This window comes from Motilimonas cestriensis, assembly GCF_021295315.1.
In the GTDB taxonomy this organism is placed as follows: domain Bacteria; phylum Pseudomonadota; class Gammaproteobacteria; order Enterobacterales; family CBDFNC01; genus Motilimonas; species Motilimonas cestriensis.
The window spans coordinates 145,142-164,119 of record NZ_JAIMJA010000010.1; the positions used below are offsets into that span (position 1 = coordinate 145,142).

Genomic DNA, 18,978 nt, shown 5'->3' on the forward strand with positions numbered 1-18,978 from the left:
ATCGGACTCAAAAGTAAGGTGTTTTTTTACTGCAGTCTGAATCACCCCGAAAAACTCGGCGGTTTGCTTGCATCAGTCAAGCTTTACCCCCTTGGATCTCATTCCTTAAAACACTCTTGAAGCAGTCTACTGCGTTATCGCCTGCTCACGTCGGATGACAGCTGCAGATAACTCAGGAGCTGTTTTAGGCAGTAAATTTCGACTAAACTCTTCAGCAGCTAATGCCTTGCCAAACAAATAGCCTTGAAATAACGCGCATCCCTTGGCTTTTAAAAAGTTAAGTTGCGCGACATTTTCAACGCCTTCTGCGATGACCTCCAAGCCGAGGTTTTCAGCCATAGCAATAATGGCTGCCACAATCGCTTGTTGGCTTACTTGAGTTTCTAAATGCTCAACAAATGAGCGATCTATTTTCAATGCAGTAATAGGTAAAGTGCTTAAATATGACATTGAAGAATAGCCGGTACCAAAGTCATCAATCGCAAAACGGATGCCAAATGCACGTAACGCTTTAATTTTCTCAACGGCGTCATCAAGCTGTGATACCAAAATAGTTTCAGTGATCTCCAACTCTAACAAGTTAGGGTTGATTTGACTTTGTTTGACGATTTGGCTGATCTGCTCAACAAAGTCGACTTGTAAAAATTGCTTAGGGCTGACATTAACAGAGAGTGTTTTAAACTGCTCTGGTAAAGCGGAATCTTGCCAATGCTTTAACATTAAACAGGATTGCGTCAGCACCCAATTACCTAACTCAATAATCAGCCCTGAATCTTCAGCTGCAGGCACAAACTCACTGGGTGAGATCCAGCCTCGCTGTGGCTGATACCAGCGTAATAACGCCTCACACCCTACTACATTGCCCTTACGATCGGCTTTGGGCTGTAAGAATAATTTAATTTCATCTTGCTCGAGCGCCAAACGCAGCATCTGTTGTAAATTGTGATTACGTTGCACTCTGTTTTCCATTTCTTCAGAGAAAAAATGGATCATATCGCGACCATCTTCTTTGCCATGAAACATCGCAATATCAGCCTGACGCAAAATATCGGTCGCCGAATACTCACCATCAGGAAACAAGGTGATGCCAATAGTACAAGATAAATTAATGCGCTGACCTTGCAGTACAAAAGGAGACGCAATGCGTTTACGAACCGCTTGAGCAAAGCCTAAGGCTAGTTCAGCCACGCGATCAGGCTCATCGCCGAGCTGGGGCAATACAATTGCAAACTCATCGCCTAATAGTCGCGCAACAATGTTACCGCTTTCCATCATCTGCAATAAACGTTTGGCCACCATCCGTAGCAAGGTATCCGCCGCCATATGACCGTGAACGTCATTTACCTGCTTAAACTTGTCAAGATTAATGAAAAGCAAACAGCCACATTGCTGACTTTGTTTACTACGGTTAATTTCAATCTCTAAGTGCTCAAGTAATTTACGCCGATTAGGCAATTGGGTGACTTCGTCATGGTAGGCTTGAAACGCGACCAAATCTTGTGCATTGCGGTATTCGGTGATATCCGTATGCGTACAAATTAAACGAGATGGCTTACCGTCTTCAGCCCATTCGATAATCTTGCCGCGATCCAGTACCCAGCAATTGCTGCCATCTTTACATTGAACACGGTGGATATGTTCATAAAATGGCGTTTTACCTGCTAAATGTAACCGTAAGCAAGCAAACATATCCGTCAGATCATCAGGATGAATGCGCTGCTCGAGCTCTTCAATATCATCACCAATTTCCTCTTCAACATAGCCCAGCATTTCCTTCCAGCGGGTAGAAAAAAACACTTGATTAGACTCTATATTCCAATCCCATACACCATCTCGCGCCCCACTTAAAGCATAATGCCAGCGCTGTTCACTGGCACTTAATTGCTCAAAGTTTAATTTCATTTTGTCAGCCATCGCCATAAATGCACGCTGTAACAAGCCTATCTCACCTTGCCCTTCTTTGAGCGGGGGAAAAGCATCCTCACTATTAAGTTGCTGCGCAGCTTGAACTAAGCGATTAAGAGGCGAAATAATCATTTTTACCAATAACAAGGTCAAGGTAAATAAGGCAATCGCCACCACTAACGCGTTTTTCATCGAGTCTTGTACGGTATTAGTTAATAACGTTTGATAGGGCTTAACCAGTGAATAAGAAACGAAAATGGCGCCGGTATTGTTACGTTTTAAACTGTGGTCTTTACGCGCGAGTTGTAATGGCGCATAAACATATATGGTTTTGTCAGCATCAACATATTGGTAAAGCAGGCGGTTTTTATCACGCGCTTGGTAAAAATCAGCCCATTCAAATTCAGGTAGCACCGCACTGGCGAACATAAACTTTAAGCTCATTTGATTAGACAATAACACTTCAGCATTTTCATCTAATACAAGTAGCTGTGATACATTGTCGTTGAGGGCTGCCAAGGTCAGCTCACGCTCTGCCACCGCGTTATCATGACGCATCAAGGCATCCGATAAACTTTGTTGTAATTTATTAACTTTACCGAGCACCTCTTCACGACTTTGCAGTAATAAACGCTCACTTTTCGTTTGATAATCGAGGTAAATAAAAGCGGTTTGTAAGACCAAAAAAACCAACAGTAATAACGCTGGAATAACCGACGCTAATGACCATAAACGAGGGTTATTCATAAATCACCTTCTCAAGTACCTGACTATTGACTAACTGACTTAAATCAGGAACTTGCTCTAACATACCGCGATAAACCATCAACTCGCCAAGATCTTGTGCTTGGGTATTTAATGCCGATTTAGCTTGACCCGATAAACGTAAAATAGATTCAACCGGCTCAATAAATTTGACCCCTTGTAAACTACTGTGCATTTCACTGGTATACAGCTGCAACCGCATCGCCATTAACTGCACCGCTTTTTGCGGTCGGCCTTTTTGAAATTTTCTCGCTTTATAATAACTTTTTAATAATTCAATTAAGGCTGGCTGTTGATGTAAAATGGCATTATCTGAAGCGACGATTAAGTTAACAATTCTGCCAGGTAAACGCGCGCTATCAAATATCGGTACGCCTCCTAGCGCCAATAATTTTTGTTTAACTGGCTCACTGGTAATCAATGCATCGACTTGATTACGGTGAAAAACCTGACGCTGCTCATCAAGCTTTACTTCTATTAATTCAACATCGTGAGCAACTAAATTAGCATGACTTAAGGCTTCAGCAAGTAATAATGAGCCAGCGGCGTTGTTTTCATAACCAATACGTTTTCCTTTAAGATGCTTAATTTGCGTGACACCGGGCAAGCCGATGATAGCATCGCCGCCAACGGATTCATCAACAATGGCGATCACCTTAAGCTTACTGCCTCGAGTGATAAGGGTTAGCACTTCATCAAGAGACAAAAAGGCGACATCTAGTTTTCCGGCCTCAAAACTATGGGCAACATGGCTGGCACTGGTTAATTCATACAGCGAAACCAACTGTGTATCTAAATATTCCATTTCTCTAGCCAAAAAAATGGGCTCAAAGCCAGGCCAAGGAGCAGCGCCTACCCGTAATAATTCGTTTTGTGGTACACAAGCACTGATGAGCCCAGTCAAGATAGCGAACGATAATAAACGAGATGAAAAAGTCATGGCTTTGCTCATGTAAACAGCGATCCTTTGCCGGATTATAATTTTTTTACATATATTGCCAGACTGGTAAGCCAATGAACAGATAAGTCATACTGAAGCAGAGATCGGCTTACGTTTTTAGGTGAAGACTCACAATTTGTACACAAGCCAAGACGCATATTAAAGGAGAACGTAGCGCCCGTTATAACCTCCATAAGCTTGCAAGGAAGCAGTGGCATCTCTGCACGAGCTTCCTTACATAATCCTTAAATTGAGCACACTATTAACATATGTGCTCCCCTGTACCAGCATCACATATCGATTAAGATCACTCGTGTTTCGTATGGCCGCAACACTTGATGGGCTAACACGGCCTGCTGCTCAATCGCTGCATAATTACCTAATAAGTAGCGCGCATCATCGAGCGCGAGCTCACTCGGTAATACACACTCTTGTGCTTGCCCGTAGTAGTTATTCAAACACAGCAATATTTGCTGTTGGTCTTTCCGCTGAAAGGCAAAAATAGCGGGGTGTGACGGCAGCAGATCAAGGTAGTCGCCACTGGTAATGACCGGCACGGTTTTACGCAGCTCAATTAAGCGTTGATAAAAGTAAAATACCGAGTGTTGGTCAGCCAGCGCTTGCTCAGCATTAATCTGTGGATAGTTATTCGCAACATCTAACCAAGGTTTGCCTTGACTGAACCCTGCGTACTGACTGTTATCCCATTGCATCGGCGTGCGTGCGTTATCTCGTGATTTTTGCGCTAAAATAGCCAGCATATCATCATTACTTACGCCATTATCATTCACCATAATGTTGTACATATTGGTGCTTTCTACGTCACGGTATTGCGCAATCGAGGTGTATCCCGGATTGGTCATACCAATCTCTTCCCCTTGATAAATATAGGGAGTGCCTTGCATCATGTGGATTGATGCCGCCAACATTTTGGCAGACTCAACTCGGTACTCACTGTCATTACCCAAGCGGCTAACCACCCTTGGCTGATCATGATTACACCAAAATAAAGCGCCCCATCCTTGGCCGTTTAGCCCGGTCTGCCAGTGGTTGAAGATTGCCTTAAGTTGTAAAAAATCAAACGGCGCTTTGCTCCATTTTTCTCCGTTTGAATAATCGACTTTCAAATGATGAAAGTTAAATACCATCGACAGCTCTTTGCCCTCCAACGATGAGTACTGCTGGCAATGAGCGAGTGTCGTAGAAGACATTTCTCCCACGGTAACGCTGCCATAACGTTGAAAGACATCGCGACTGATCTCTTGCAGATACTCATGTACGCGCGGACCATCGGTATAAAAACGGCGACCATCTCCTTGGTCATCATTAGGAAAATCTTGTTGCTTAGAGATCAGGTTAATCACGTCTAAACGAAAACCATCGACGCCTTTTTCGGCCCAAAACTCAATCACCTGTTTAACGGCTTGGCGAACCTTAGGGTTTTCCCAATTTAAATCTGCTTGCTGTTTGGCAAAAAGATGTAAGTAGTATTGATTGGTCGCTTCGTCTAATGCCCAGGCGTTGCCGCCAAATTTGGATTGCCAATTGTTAGGCTCTTTGCCAGCGACAGGAGAGTGCCAGATGTAATAATCACGATAGGGACTGGACTTATCGCCCAGTGCAGATTGAAACCAAGCATGTTCAGTCGAGGTATGGTTAACCACAATATCCATAATAATTCGGATACCCCGCTGATGCGCCTCACCGAGCAGCCGATCGAAATCTTCCATCGTGCCAAAATCTGGGTTAATTGCGAAATAATCCGAAATATCGTAACCATTATCGATCATCGGCGATTGATAAACGGGTGTTAACCAAATGGCATCAACCCCTAATAACTGCAAATAATCTAATTTAGAAATAATACCAGCAATGTCACCAGTACCTTTACCGCCACTATCGCAAAAGCTTTTTGGGTAAATTTGATAGATGGTCGCCGTCTTCCACCATAAAGGATCTTGATTAAGTGTACTCATACGTTACTTACTCACTTAACGAAATAGAGAAGAGTGGTGAATACCACTCTAAAACAGAGATGACTAAGCGTTACTGGCTTCTAAATCGCCCTTGCTTTGTGCGCGTTTGTACATCAGCAGTGTTAATGCCGCAGGCACCACAATCGCCACCAGCATGGCACCTAAGAACGTCATCCAATATTGTGGCTGAATAGAAAGAATGCCCGGTAACCCACCAACACCAATACCATTTGCCATCACCCCGGCACTGCCACAGATGGCTGCCGCCAATGAGCTGCCGATCATCGCGCTAAGCATGGGAAACTTGTATTTAAGGTTGATACCGTACATTGCAGGCTCCGTCACCCCAAGATACGCAGAGATAGCCGCAGGTATTGAAATATCCCGTTCGCCGTGTTTTTTACTAATGATGATTATCCCCATCACTGCAGAAGCCTGAGCAATATTCGATAATGCTATAAGAGGCCAAATTGGTGTGCCACCCAGCTGCTGCATAAGCTGTAAATCCACCGCGTTGGTAGTGTGGTGAATACCGGTGATCACCAGCGGTGCATACAGGAAGCCAAACACCATCGAGCCAAGCACCGCGAAATCTCCCGTCATCGCGACTTTGGCTGCAAAAGCCACCCCATCACCCACCATTCGACCGAATGGACCAATCAACGCATGGGCCAAAATAACCGCTGCAATAAGCGAAATAAACGGCACCACGACCAAATAGAGATAGGCAGGGATAATACGTTTTAAGTTTGTTTCAATGAATGCCAACGCAACCCCAGCCAAGATCGCCGGAATGACTTGAGCTTGATAGCCCACTTTCTCAATCACGAACCAACCAAAATCCCACACTTCTGGTACTTGAGTACCAATCAGGTAAGCATTCATTAGTTGCGGCGAAACTAGCGTCACCCCAAGGGTAATACCCAGAATCGGTGTTCCGCCTAGCTTCTTAACTGTTGACCAACACACACCAACAGGTAAGAAGAAGAAAATAGCCTCACCAATCAACCAAAGAAAAGCATGCACACTGGCCCAAAACTGACTGATTTCAGTTAATGTTTGCCCATCAAACATTTTGATGTCGCCAATCACATTACGGAAACCTAAGATCAAGCCACCTGTGATAATCGCCGGCAATAATGGCACGAAAATTTCTGCTAAATGAGAAATGCCACGCTCTAACGCATTCATGTTTTTACGCGCAGCCAGTTTAGCCTCATCTTTTGATGCTTCTGACTTACCCGTTAATTGCAGTAATAGTTTATAAACTTCATCAACCTCAGTACCGATAACAACTTGAAACTGTCCCGCATTGGTAAAGCAACCCTTAACAATACGGATGGTTTCTATCTGCTTAATATCTGCTTTTTCGGTTTCGTTTAATACAAAACGTAAGCGAGTTAAGCAGTGGCTGACGCTGGCAATGTTCTCATTACCCCCAATCAGCTCAATCAGACGTTCAACGTCTTTTTTAGCGATCTTACTCATACCTTTTATCCACCCTATTTGGTTATTACTTATCAGCATAGTTGCACAACAAAGTGGGAACAGTCCCAAACCAAGTAAATACTGACACAAGGCGTAACAACAAAAAATGGGAACATTCCCATTAATTGAAAGTGATCACAAACTATCGAACTATCAGCAGCAGGATGCGCGATCAAGCTCTAACTTTTTAAGCACTTAGACTTGTGATAAAAATTTATAAATGGACTAAACAAAGTGGAAGAAGCTAGAGAGGGGGTTGGGTGATATGTGTACCATCAACCAGCTCACCCAATAACTGCTGAATCAATATTTTAGCAGCCTGCTCACCTACCTGACGGTAACCAGGATCGACGCTGTAAACATTAGGAAAAAGAAATGACAATAACTCATTGCCGCCGACACCAGTCACCACAATATCGTCTCGCTGGCATTCTTGTAATCGTTTAATAACACCTAAGGCTAGTGTATCGCTGGCACAAACAATCCCTTGGGTATTTTCATCTAACACTTTATCTACTAACTGGTAAGCACTTTCATGATGCAACTCCCCGGTCTGAAAAGTCGCGGTAATATCATGCTGTTGACACCAATCTAGATAGGCTTGTAAGCGCAGTAAGCCGGTGGTTTTATCACTCGGGTCGACGCCAATGAAAGCAATGTTGGTTAATTTTTTTTGCTGTAAATAGTTCAAGGCTTTATGGATAATCTTTTGATGATCGTAATTGATTGATGAAACCGACTGACCATCCATTGCAACTAATACCGCTTTATTGTGCCACTGTTCAATTGCCGCTAAATCGATATCCGTAAATCCAAACACGATGACACCATCAACATGACGCTTAGCGAGTACTTTAAGGTGCTCAGATGTTTTAGCGCGATCAAACTGACTTTCCATGATCACCACATCGTAACCATGGCCATATAAAACCTGCAGCATACTGCTTACAGCACGGTTTTCTGATGGCGAATCTAGCCGCGAGATAATTACCCCAATCACTTTTTGGCTGCCGCCACGCATGGATTGAGCCGATTTAGAGGGCACATAACCAGACTCAGCAATAATACGTTCTACTTTTTGCCGCGTTTCAGGTTTCACTTTAGGGTCATTAGTTAATACACGCGATACGGTGGATTTCCCAACACCTGAAAGCCGAGCGATATCAACAATGGTGAGTTTTTTTATCATGGCTTACTGCGCTAAACGTAACTGAGCAGCAAAACGAACAGGCACAGCCTGCGTCAGCGTTTCTTTATGGGCTTGCACAATGATGAGATCGAACAAAACAGCAGAGTTGGCCAAAATATTGCCCTATTATGAAATATTTCAAGATTATACTTAACTGCTGCGAAGATGCTAGGCTGACAAAAACATCCATTCAGCTCGAGAAAGTAGCTCAGTAAGAACCGTGTTTCATTAGCTGACGGTCTTTAGCTGACCGTCCTTAGTCATGTCGATTTAGTTTTCTTTGCACCTAAATCAGCGCTGTACGGGGTAAATAAAAAGGGCTGCCTAAGCAGCCCTACTAAAGACGCGAATATTACTGGTTTTTCAACGCTTGAATACGGTCTTCTAACGGTGGGTGAGTCGAAAACAGTGAGCTGAATCCGCCATTGATACCAAAAGCAGCGAATTGGCCTTGCATCTCGTGCTGATTGCCACCGCGTAGACGCTCTAGCGCGTTGATCATTTTTTGCTTATCAACAAGAGTTGCTGCGCCAGCATCGGCAGCAAATTCACGTTTACGGCTAAACCAAGCAACAACAACAGAGGCCGCTGCGCCAAATACCGCATAAAGCACCATGCTGATGGCAAAAGAAGCAATAAAACCTAAACCACCTTCACCTTCTTCGTCGCCACCCAGCACATTTTGAATAATGTTAGAGACGATAGACACAAAGAAGTGAACAAAGGTATTCATCACACCTTGCACTAAGGTTAAGGTCACCATGTCACCATTAGCAATGTGGCTAATTTCGTGTGCTAGCACCGCTTCAACTTCGTCGCGAGTCATGTTTTGCATTAAACCAGTACTAACAGCAACCAGCGATGAGTTCTTCGTCATACCAGTAGCAAATGCGTTCATGTCAGGGCTTTGGTAAACCGCAACTTCAGGCATGGTGATACCGACTTTTTTAGCTTGCTCTGCCACGCGTTCCATCAGCCAATGCTCATCAGCATTACGCGGCTCAGTGATCACTTCTGCGCCGACAGAGCGCTTGGCAATCATCTTTGACATCGCTAAAGAAATAAACGCGCCGCCAAAACCAAATACCAAAGCAAACGTGAGTATTCCGCCAATACCGCGACTGTTAATACCTGTCACAGCAAAAATAATTTGTAACACAATACCCAGTACTAGCATGACCGCTAAGTTGGTGAGTATTAAAAGCGCAATTCGTTTCATGTCTGTCCTCTGCCTAATGGCTCTATCATTGATGGGATGAAAACAACGACATAATATGTCTAATAGTTAAAATATCAAGTACTCTTTACGTTTTTTTACGCTATTTATTTTACAAAGCAAATACTCAATTAACAAAAAACCAACAAAACAAATATGGCCTCTATCATCCCCCTACAACATTGCCGCCACATCGAGGCATTGCGCAGCTTCTAAAGCATCCGCTTGCGGCATAAAGGGCATATGCCCGAAATAGGGTGCATCAATATGCTGGCGCAAATAATCAATATTTGCAGTTAAGTAAGCCTGCTCTGACGCCGGACTGTTGGCGACCCAACCGGCAATTTTTAGCCCGCAAGCGATGATGCTTTCTGCCGTTAATATGGCGTGATTAAGGCAACCTAACTTCATCCCAACCACTAAGATAACAGGCAATTGCTTATCCGCGACCCAGTCGGATAAATATTGACCATCACCAAGAGGTAAACGCCAACCGCCCGCACCTTCCACCAGCACAATATCTGCTCCTTGAGTTTTTAACTGTTGAAAGCCAGCATCAACCCTTGCCATGCTGATGACTTGCCCTGCTTGTTGCGCGGCAATATGCGGGGCAATCGGCGGCGCAAATACAATCGGATTAATAGCTTCATAGGGCAAATCAAATGACCCGTGTTGTTGCAGTAATAACGCGTCTTCGTTAAGTAAGCCGTGATGGCTAAGCTCTGCCCCTGCTGCAATGGGTTTGTAACCAATAACCGTTTTCTTCATGTCTCGCAAGCTTTGCATCAAGGCGCACGTGATAAAGGTTTTTCCAACTTCAGTGTCAGTACCGGTAACAAAAAATGCTTGGCTCATCTAACTAATTCTCCGTAACAAAGATCATGCTAAGTGTAAGAAACGGGTTAAAAATTTGCTTACTTAATTAGTTCAGCATAGCAAACGTAATAGGTGGCAGGATATAACCCATCTTGAGTACGAAATACCTCGTAGCCTTGGCTCATTTTTAATAATTTTTGTTTGCCGCCTAAACCCGAGCTTGCCCGCTGAGCTTGCACATAATTAGCACCGATGCCTTTAAGATCTTTAAGTAACCTTAGCGGCGTGTCATAGAGCAACACTTCAGGACGCACTTGTAAGTCGACTTGCGAAAACGGCGCAGCTTGGGTGCTTGCTTCAATCGCATTAAGAGGCAAAAAACCATTAACATGTTGCTGCTCATCCACCGCTCGCCAAGCTTGTTTTAACTCATTTAACGAGCCAGACACTAAAGTAGTAAACCCTAGGCGGCCACCGGGCTTTAATACTCGGTGTATTTCTTTCATCGCGCGGCTTAAGTCATCGCACCACTGCAAAGCAAGGGTCGAAAATACTAAATCAACCGAGTTACTTGCTATTGGCAGGGCTTCGGCATCACCATTGAGCCAATGGATATTTGGGTTGCGATGCGCTTTGGCATGCTTGAGCATGCCAAAAGCAATATCCACCCCATAAACTTGCGCACTCGATTCGCTGAGCAACTGAGTAAAATAACCCGTGCCTGAGCCGAGATCGAGCCAGATTGGTGCTGCGCCGCACTGCGAACTTTTTGGTGTTACAACAGGCGCAAGTTGCGCCAATAATTGATGCCCTGTATTGCGCTGTAACTCGGCGACATCATCATAAGAATGCGCCGCTTTTGAAAATGCGTTCGCCAATAACTGCTTATGGTGTTTAGCCATACTGCGCCACCAAAATCGAATTTAAGCTCGCTAATAAGTCTGCAATATCTTGCTGTTGATGGCCCGTAGTTAAGGTTATGCGCAACCTAGCGGTGCCTTTAGCAACCGTGGGCGGACGCATCGCACTGCAATAAAAGCCTTGTTGGCGTAGCGCATTGGCTACTTCAAGCGCCCGTTGACTGTCGCCAATAACAACGGGTTGAATCGCGCTATTCGACGCCATTAATGGCAACTGATATTGCCCAGCCAACTGCTTAAAGTATTGAATATTGTCTTGCAGCTGTTGTTGACGCCAAGACTGAGTTTGTACTAAATCAACGGCTTTACTAATTGCCACCGCCTGCGCTGGCGGCATGGCCGTGGTGTAAATATAGGCCTTAGAAAAATTGACTATGTAATCGATCAAAGACTGTGAGCCAGCGATCATCGCGCCGCCAACACCTAGCGCTTTGCCAAAGGTGGCCATATAAATATCAAGTTCGCTGTTTTTTAACCCTGCCGCCGCCGCAGAGCCCGTGCCATCTGGGCCACACACGCCAATGCCGTGGGCATCATCCAACATTAACCAAGCTTGGCTCTGATTGCGTAATTGCAGCAATTCAGTAATAGGCGCACTATCGCCATCCATGCTAAATACACCTTCTGAGACAATTAGTTTGTTTTGCCCCGACTTAGTCAACAGCGAGGTTAAATGTGCCATATCATTGTGGCAAAACCGCATCATAGGGCAAGGCAAAAAGCTACCCGCTTCCATTAACGAGGCATGGTTTAGCTTGTCTTGCAGTAATAAATCATCTTTGCTTAGCAGTAGCTTTAAAATAGCTTGGTTAGCGCTGTAACCTGAGTTAAACAAGGCCACCGCGTCAACCCCAAGCCAGCTTTTAAGCTTGGCTTCTAAATCAGCATGGGCTTGGCTATACCCCGTCACCAAGGCGCTCGCGCCACTGCCGCAGCCGTATTGGGCTAGACCGCTTTGCCACGCATTGATAAGCGTAGGCTCGGCTGCCAATGATAAATAATCGTTACTGGAAAAATTAAGATAGCGTTGCCCGCCAACCTCAAGGTAGCGCCCTTGCGCGCCAGCAACGGGCGTTAATTGACGATATAGATGCTCAGCTTGGCGCTGAGCCAAGGCGGGCTTGATAAAATCAAACGCCATTAACGTACTCGGGCGGTCGCGTCGTAGAATAAATCCGTGTCTTCGGTGATCGGCCCTAAGGGAAGTTCCGCTTCCGACACGGTTGGATCCACGTGATATTCTTCGCGGTTAATACCTAATTTTTTAAACAGCTGCATATCACTGTTTTCTTCAGGGTTAGGCGTGGTTAATAGCTTACAGCCATAGAAAATAGAGTTCGCGCCCGCCATAAAACACAAGGCTTGGGTTTGCTCGTTCATTTTTTCACGTCCCGCCGATAACCGGACATGGGATTGCGGCATCATAATACGCGCCACTGCGATAGTGCGGATAAATTCAAACTCATCCAAATCGTCGACATTTTCTAGTGGCGTACCTTTTACTTTAACCAACTTGTTAATAGGCACACTTTCTGGGTGTTTCGGCATGTTAGCCAGTTGCGCTAATAATCCCGATCTGTCATTCGCCGACTCGCCTAGGCCAACAATACCGCCACTACACACTTTCATGCCAGAATTACGCACATGATCTAGGGTATCAAGGCGGTCTTGATAGGTGCGCGTGGTGATAATTTTGTCGTAATACTCAGGTGAAGTGTCTAAGTTATGATTGTAATAATCTAGGCCCGCATCCGCTAAGCGCTTAGCTTGGCTTTGATCTAACATACCCAGTGTCATACATGATTCAAGTCCTAATGCTTTAACACCTTTCACCATTTCTTCAATGTAGGGTAAATCGCGCTCTTTCGGGTTTTTCCATGCCGCGCCCATACAAAAACGAGTAGAGCCTGCCGCTTTGGCTTTTTTTGCTTCTTCTATTACTTTCTCAACTTCAAGTAAGCGCTCTTTTTCTAGGCCGGTATCATAGCGGGCACTTTGTGGACAATATTTACAATCTTCTGGGCAAGCGCCGGTTTTAATTGATAATAAGGTACTAACTTGTACTTGGTTGGGATCAAAGTGAGCACGGTGAACCGTTTGCGCTTTAAATACGAGATCCATAAATGGCAATGCAAAAAGTGCGTTTACTTCCTGTATTGTCCAATTGTGTCTTACTTCTACTGACATGCTCATGCCCCGCTATCAATGTTATGTTTCTTTAAAATAATTTGGCTAGTGTATGGATGAACGCTAGACTGTCAACTTTTTCAGCACCACCAAGTTAACTAATGGTTACTTTATGAGCATTAATACCGAGTTTGATTTACAACATATTTGGCACCCTTATACATCAAGTATCAACCCACTGCCTTGTTACCCCGTGGTCCGCGCCCATGGCGTACGTTTAGAGTTGGAATCAGGCCAGCAATTAATCGATGGCATGTCATCTTGGTGGGCCTGCATTCATGGCTACAATGTGCCCGAGTTAAATGAAGCCGCGCAAACTCAACTCAACAAAATGGCGCACGTGATGTTTGGTGGCATTACCCACCAGCCCGCCGTTGATCTATGCCAAGCCTTAGTCGAGCTCACCCCACCATCACTGCAAAAAGTATTTATCAGTGACTCTGGCAGTGTTGCCGTTGAAGTGGCGTTAAAAATGGCATTGCAGTATTGGCACAGCCTAGATCAACCGCGCGCAAAGTTTTTAACCGTGCGTAATGGTTACCATGGTGACACCTTTGGCGCGATGGGCGTTACCGACCCCAAAAATTCAATGCACGAGCTGTATCAAGATTTTCTGCCAGAGCATTATTTTGCCCCCGCGCCTCAGACCCGATTTGGCGAGCCCTGGGACGAAGCTGAAATGGACGAGATCAAGGCCCTATTAGCAAAGCATCACCAAGAAATGGCCGCAATTATTATTGAGCCGATAGTGCAAGGCGCGGGCGGCATGCGTATCTATCATCCTCACTATTTAACCACGCTACGCCAATTAGCCGATCAATACGGTTTGTTATTAATTGCCGATGAAATTGCCACTGGCTTTGGCCGCACCGGAAAATTATTTGCTTGTGAGCATGCCAACATCGAGCCTGATATTTTATGTGTCGGCAAGGCCTTAACGGGCGGCTACATGAGTTTAGCCGCCACGCTAACAACCAATAAAGTGGCAGATACCGTGTGCAGCGGCAAAGCTGGCGTGTTTATGCATGGCCCCACTTTTATGGCTAATCCATTGGCCTGCGCCGTCGCACACGCCAGCTTACAATTATTAGTTGAAAATGATTGGCAAGGAAACGTTGAACGGATTGAGCAACAATTGCAACGCGAGCTAATGCCTTTGCTCAACACTCACGCGGTTAAGGATGTCAGAGTACTGGGCGCGATTGGTGTGGTTGAAACCCATCAAGCTTATGATGTGGCAACATTACAGGCGATTTTTGTCGAATTAGGCGTGTGGATCCGCCCATTTGGCAAACTGATTTACATCATGCCGCCGTTTGTGATTTCGCCCGCGCAGCTAAGCCAACTCACTAATGCCATTGCCAGCGCCTTAGATCAAGTTAGCAGTTAACTTAATACGTCGTTAGTTTACAAATAAAGGAACAGTAAGCTAACGACGCAAATAACCAGTAACAGCAAACTATTAAACCAAACATAATCGGTGCGGCGGCGCTTCAGTAATAGGTTAACGATGACATTCAGCACAGTCAGCCCACAACACGCCCACAGAAAATAGAGAAAAAGGGTTTTTAGCTCAATCACCCAATCGCTGCGAAAAGGCAGCTGAAAATACCGGATTAATCCGGTTTCTAATTCGGGCCTAGCGTAATGAAATAGCACCAAGGCAATTAAAAACAGCACCCAAGCTAATAATGCGCTCCATCCCAGCAGCGTCGTTAATTGCAGCCCTTTACTGCGCCGCTCAGGTAACTTATCCGGCATCGCTTCTCCTTAACTAAAGCTAACAATAGCCCAACCAATAAATCCAAATGTAACTCAAATTTACACCATTTATCGTTATCCTCCCCACACAGTCCTCATCACAAGGCACAAAAACGATTTTTTACTTGTTTCCTGCTTAAGCAAAGGTAAGATTAACCTTTTTCTTATTTTGTGATTAATAGTGACGACACCTTGGCTGCGCTGAGGGCTCACTATCAGGTTAAGCTGGAGTGCTAATTAAAATGACGCAAGCGTCCGTAGTTGAAGTATTTAAAGGTCAGTTTCCGATTGGAAGTCAGGTAACTGTTAAAGGTTGGATCCGCACACGTCGTGATTCAAAAGCCGGAATTTCATTTTTAGCCGTTTACGATGGTTCTTGTTTTGATCCCATCCAAGCCGTTGTTCCTGCCAATTTAGCCAATTACGAAGAAGAAGTGCAACGCCTAACCACCGGCTGTTCGGTTGAGGTAACAGGTGAAGTGGTTGAAAGCCAAGGTAAAGGCCAACAGTTTGAAATTCAAGCGACCAAAGTAGTGGTGGTTGGCTGGGTTGAAGATCCGGACACTTACCCAATGGCAGCAAAACGCCATAGCATTGAATTTTTACGCGAGCACGCACACCTGCGCCCACGTACCAACATGATTGGCGCCGTTGCCCGTGTCCGTAACTGCTTATCACAAGCAATTCATCGCTTTTTCCACGAGCAAGGTTACTACTGGGTAAGCACGCCTATCATCACCGGCAGCGATACCGAAGGCGCTGGCGAAATGTTTCGCGTGTCAACACTCGACATGATGAACCTGCCTAAAGACGACGAAGGTAACATTGACTACAAAGAAGACTTCTTTGGTAAAGAAACCTTTTTAACTGTTTCTGGTCAGCTAAACGGCGAAACTTATGCTTGTGCCTTAAGCAAAATTTACACCTTTGGCCCAACGTTCCGCGCTGAAAATTCAAACACCAGCCGTCACTTGGCAGAATTTTGGATGATCGAGCCAGAAATTGCATTTGCCGATCTGGCTGATGCTGCGCAACTATCTGAAGACTTACTAAAGTACGTGTTTAAAGCAGTGCTAACAGAGCGCGCTGACGACATGAAGTTCTTTGCTGAGCGCGTTGATAAAGATGCGGTTAATCGTTTAGAGCAAATGGTTAACTCTGAATTTGTACGCATGGACTACACCGATGCCATCGAAATTTTGAAAAACTGCGGTAAGAAATTTGATTACCCAGTGGAATGGGGCGTGGACTTACAATCTGAACACGAACGCTACTTAGCCGAAGAGCATGTTGGCGGCCCAGTGATCATGCAAAACTACCCGAAAGACATTAAAGCCTTCTACATGAAGCTAAATGCAGACGGTAAAACCGTTGCCGCCATGGACGTCCTAGCGCCAGGCATAGGTGAAATCATTGGCGGTAGTCAACGTGAAGAAAACCTTGCCGTATTGGATGCGCGTATGGAAGAAATGGGCTTAGACAAAGAAGATTACGGTTTCTACCGTGACCTACGTCGTTACGGCACTGTGCCTCACGCAGGCTTTGGCTTAGGCTTTGAGCGTTTAGTGGCTTACGTCACTGGTATGGGTAACGTACGTGACGTGATCCCCTTCCCGCGCGCCCCTAAAACAGCGGAATTCTAAAGCTAAACAAGTTATTTAACTGACTAAAGCCGGCTTAGCCGGCTTTTTTGTTGGGGTAGAAACAGCTGATAATTATATCAACTTGAGTAGCTTTGGATAGGGTAAATCTAACAAACAGATTTCATCATAAATAGTTCCTTATCTAAGAAATTTCGGCCCAATTTAAAAAAACCTGAATCAACTCCTCCAAATTACTCACTCCACCAGCCCCTTTGAAAACGCCATCGGAAACAATGCAGTAAATCCAATCAGACTCACTCCTATCAATTGCAGTTTTATCAAAACGCTTACTCGATAGCTTTGTTTCAGCAATATCTACTTCAATGGACCATCCTGGATTATCAAGGGTATATATTTTAACACCGTAAGCTGTGTTCCCAATCTTCATCGCAATTAGATGCATACCAAGCCATCAGTTTTTCTAATGTATTCAATCTGTTAACCCTATCGATTGTTTTTAAAACCTATTCAGGACAAGCAGGCTCTGTGCGAAAAAGAGCTAAAGCACATAGTTTAGCCTCATCGCACAAGTTAGCAGACGCTAAAGCACTCTATTAATTAGCGATAATAAAGTGCATGTCCCGTCTTTCTCCTCGTTTCTCTATTTAACTACCCTGTCCTTGGTAGCTAATGTAGTCTTCAAACTCAGATTTTCCTATTCGCCCAATTTTTTCCTCTAACTCGGCCCACTCTCTACCCACACACTTACCACAATATTCCTCAATCTTTGAAATAATTAAATCAACATCATAATCAAAGACAATAATCATATGACGCCCAAAGACTAACCCCTCACTGCTATAGTTGGATATGAGCCATTTAGGGGTACAAATTTGCATATCGAAGGATTGAAAACTATCGTCCTCTTCAGGCCCTATCATTGCCTGCAATAGAAAGCCAAAATCATCAGCTTCATCAGGCCAAAACTTATCAAAATCAACATCCGGTGAATGTATACTTTTCAAAATAGCTTTCATTACATTAATCCACTATATACAGGTGAGCGTTACTTTTCCAAGCTTAGTCTTCTCACGTTGTTCAAAATTTAATTGTACTCCAGTTGTAGCTGGATAAGGCACCACCAGAAAAGTAGTTAATAACGGAAAACACTCCAGATAAAAAAGAAACAATCAAAACAAAATACAATATTTTAATTTACGTCCTTAGTAAGCAATGACAGCGGGCAATTAACAGCAACATGCCCTGATTGCTCTTCTTTACTGCCATCAGGGTTCAGTTTAAGCATTTTAAATGAATTAACCTCACCCCCTGATGTATTTAAATTTAAACGGAAACCTGATGGTAAATACACATAAAAAAATCTACTGTCTCCAGACTTCCTCCTTATCGAACTAACTCCCCTATAGTTCAATAGACAGGCGTAAAAATCACCAAGCTTTCCATCCTCTAACTCGCCCTTCCAGTCCTTACTTAGACTTAATTTATATGGCGTTTCTACGTTAAAGCGTTCGAGTTCAACCAAGAAGTCATCAGCAGTCCAGAATGAATAAAAAACCTTAACAAATATAAATATAATCACCACCAATGCAATATTAAACTTTACTTTTTCTGACACTCCCCCCCCCCTTATAAAAAATTATTTATCATAAAAATTAAAGTGATTTTAAGCTACCAGTTCCAGATTTGGTATACACGGATGAAGTAGCAAGACCTTTTAAGCCAGAAATAAAGCAATAAAGTGCCTGTCCTGTATTTCCCTTGTCCTGTATTTCCCTAACACACTCTATTTATTGGTAATAAATAAGTGCCTGTCCTGTTTTTTTCTTGGCACAAGCTAGCTGACGCTAACGCACTCTATTTATTAGCAATAAAAGTGCCGGTCCTGTATTTCTTTTATTTTTCACTAATTTTAACTTCAAACTAAAATAAAAAAATACGACAGCTAAAAGGTTAACAACAACTGTCGTACTTGTTTCACCTGATGTTAATTTAGGGGAGATGCTAAAGAAGAATGGGTGGCTTGAAAAAAATATGTAACTGTAATCAAAACCCAAAATATAGACCATTTGCACTAGCCAAAAAACGTAAACGCCCCATGATCCCACGGGCTGATGTTGCTAATGTTTGAAGTTCCAAGGCAGGAGCGCATCGATATCTGGCTCCGCTTTCGCTAACTCCTGCATACACTTGACCATGTAGTCATAGAGGATG

At 44.1% G+C, this 18,978-nt stretch carries 16 protein-coding genes; 2 read left to right on the forward strand and 14 right to left on the reverse strand.

The genetic code is table 11. The features are described from left to right. Positions 1–126: 126 nt before the first annotated feature. The 10 genes from K6Y31_RS11555 to bioB all read right to left on the reverse strand — a co-directional run bounded on the left by K6Y31_RS11555 (position 127) and on the right by bioB (position 13,402). Positions 127–2,652: a bifunctional diguanylate cyclase/phosphodiesterase gene (locus K6Y31_RS11555; RefSeq protein ID WP_233052929.1), complete on the reverse strand. Its 2,526-nt coding sequence runs from the start codon at positions 2,650–2,652 to the stop codon at positions 127–129. Beyond that, on the reverse strand, positions 2,645–3,622 hold the full coding sequence (locus K6Y31_RS11560; RefSeq protein WP_233052930.1) for an ABC transporter substrate-binding protein: 978 nt from the start codon (positions 3,620–3,622) through the stop codon (positions 2,645–2,647). Before K6Y31_RS11560 ends, K6Y31_RS11555 begins: the two co-directional genes overlap by 8 nt. A gap of 278 nt (positions 3,623–3,900) precedes the next feature. Then, positions 3,901–5,586, reverse strand: coding sequence for an alpha,alpha-phosphotrehalase (gene treC, locus K6Y31_RS11565; RefSeq protein WP_233052931.1), 1,686 nt, complete (start codon positions 5,584–5,586; stop codon positions 3,901–3,903). Positions 5,587–5,649: 63 nt separating this feature from the next. After that, positions 5,650–7,074 carry a PTS trehalose transporter subunit IIBC gene (treB, locus tag K6Y31_RS11570; protein WP_233052932.1) on the reverse strand — a complete coding sequence of 475 codons (1,425 nt, stop codon included), beginning with the start codon at positions 7,072–7,074 and terminating at the stop codon, positions 5,650–5,652. 244 nt (positions 7,075–7,318) lie between these two features. Continuing rightward, a complete protein-coding gene (gene treR / locus K6Y31_RS11575; protein WP_233052933.1) occupies positions 7,319–8,263 on the reverse strand; it encodes a trehalose operon repressor TreR in 945 nt (314 codons plus the stop codon). 352 nt (positions 8,264–8,615) lie between these two features. Next, positions 8,616–9,482, reverse strand: coding sequence for a protease HtpX (gene htpX, locus K6Y31_RS11580; protein WP_232800308.1), 867 nt, complete (start codon positions 9,480–9,482; stop codon positions 8,616–8,618). Between the two features lie 171 nt (positions 9,483–9,653). Further along, the gene (gene bioD, locus K6Y31_RS11585) at positions 9,654–10,334 is read right to left on the reverse strand and encodes a dethiobiotin synthase (protein ID WP_233052934.1); all 681 of its coding nucleotides are present in this window, start codon (positions 10,332–10,334) and stop codon (positions 9,654–9,656) included. A 59-nt stretch (positions 10,335–10,393) separates the two neighbouring features. Further along, the gene (gene bioC / locus K6Y31_RS11590) at positions 10,394–11,197 is read right to left on the reverse strand and encodes a malonyl-ACP O-methyltransferase BioC (RefSeq protein ID WP_232800306.1); all 804 of its coding nucleotides are present in this window, start codon (positions 11,195–11,197) and stop codon (positions 10,394–10,396) included. Then, the gene (gene bioF, locus K6Y31_RS11595; RefSeq protein ID WP_233052935.1) at positions 11,190–12,356 is read right to left on the reverse strand and encodes an 8-amino-7-oxononanoate synthase; all 1,167 of its coding nucleotides are present in this window, start codon (positions 12,354–12,356) and stop codon (positions 11,190–11,192) included. Before bioF ends, bioC begins: the two co-directional genes overlap by 8 nt. After that, the gene (gene bioB / locus K6Y31_RS11600; protein WP_427901896.1) at positions 12,356–13,402 is read right to left on the reverse strand and encodes a biotin synthase BioB; all 1,047 of its coding nucleotides are present in this window, start codon (positions 13,400–13,402) and stop codon (positions 12,356–12,358) included. The genes bioF and bioB overlap by 1 nt, the downstream gene beginning before the upstream one ends. Positions 13,403–13,514: 112 nt before the next feature. On the opposite strand from bioB, the gene bioA reads away from it, so the two are divergent. Next, entirely contained in the window at positions 13,515–14,792 is a 1,278-nt protein-coding gene (gene bioA, locus K6Y31_RS11605) for an adenosylmethionine--8-amino-7-oxononanoate transaminase (RefSeq protein ID WP_233052936.1), read from the forward strand. Positions 14,793–14,809: 17 nt separating this feature from the next. On the opposite strand, the gene K6Y31_RS11610 is transcribed toward bioA, so the two are convergent. Next, a complete protein-coding gene (locus tag K6Y31_RS11610; protein WP_232800302.1) occupies positions 14,810–15,163 on the reverse strand; it encodes a hypothetical protein in 354 nt (117 codons plus the stop codon). 242 nt (positions 15,164–15,405) lie between these two features. Between K6Y31_RS11610 and asnS the strand changes: the two genes are divergently transcribed. Next, on the forward strand, positions 15,406–16,806 hold the full coding sequence (gene asnS / locus K6Y31_RS11615) for an asparagine--tRNA ligase (protein ID WP_232800301.1): 1,401 nt from the start codon (positions 15,406–15,408) through the stop codon (positions 16,804–16,806). A 142-nt stretch (positions 16,807–16,948) separates the two neighbouring features. Here asnS and K6Y31_RS11620 read toward each other — a convergent pair whose 3' ends face one another. From K6Y31_RS11620 to K6Y31_RS11630, 3 genes are all read right to left on the reverse strand, one after another. Then, entirely contained in the window at positions 16,949–17,209 is a 261-nt protein-coding gene (locus K6Y31_RS11620) for an immunity 53 family protein (protein WP_233052937.1), read from the reverse strand. Positions 17,210–17,411: 202 nt separating this feature from the next. Then, positions 17,412–17,783 (reverse strand): immunity 8 family protein, encoded by a 372-nt coding sequence (locus K6Y31_RS11625; RefSeq protein ID WP_232800299.1) that lies wholly within the window; start codon positions 17,781–17,783, stop codon positions 17,412–17,414. Between the two features lie 173 nt (positions 17,784–17,956). Further along, positions 17,957–18,382: a hypothetical protein gene (locus K6Y31_RS11630; protein ID WP_233052938.1), complete on the reverse strand. Its 426-nt coding sequence runs from the start codon at positions 18,380–18,382 to the stop codon at positions 17,957–17,959. Positions 18,383–18,978: the final 596 nt, after the last annotated feature.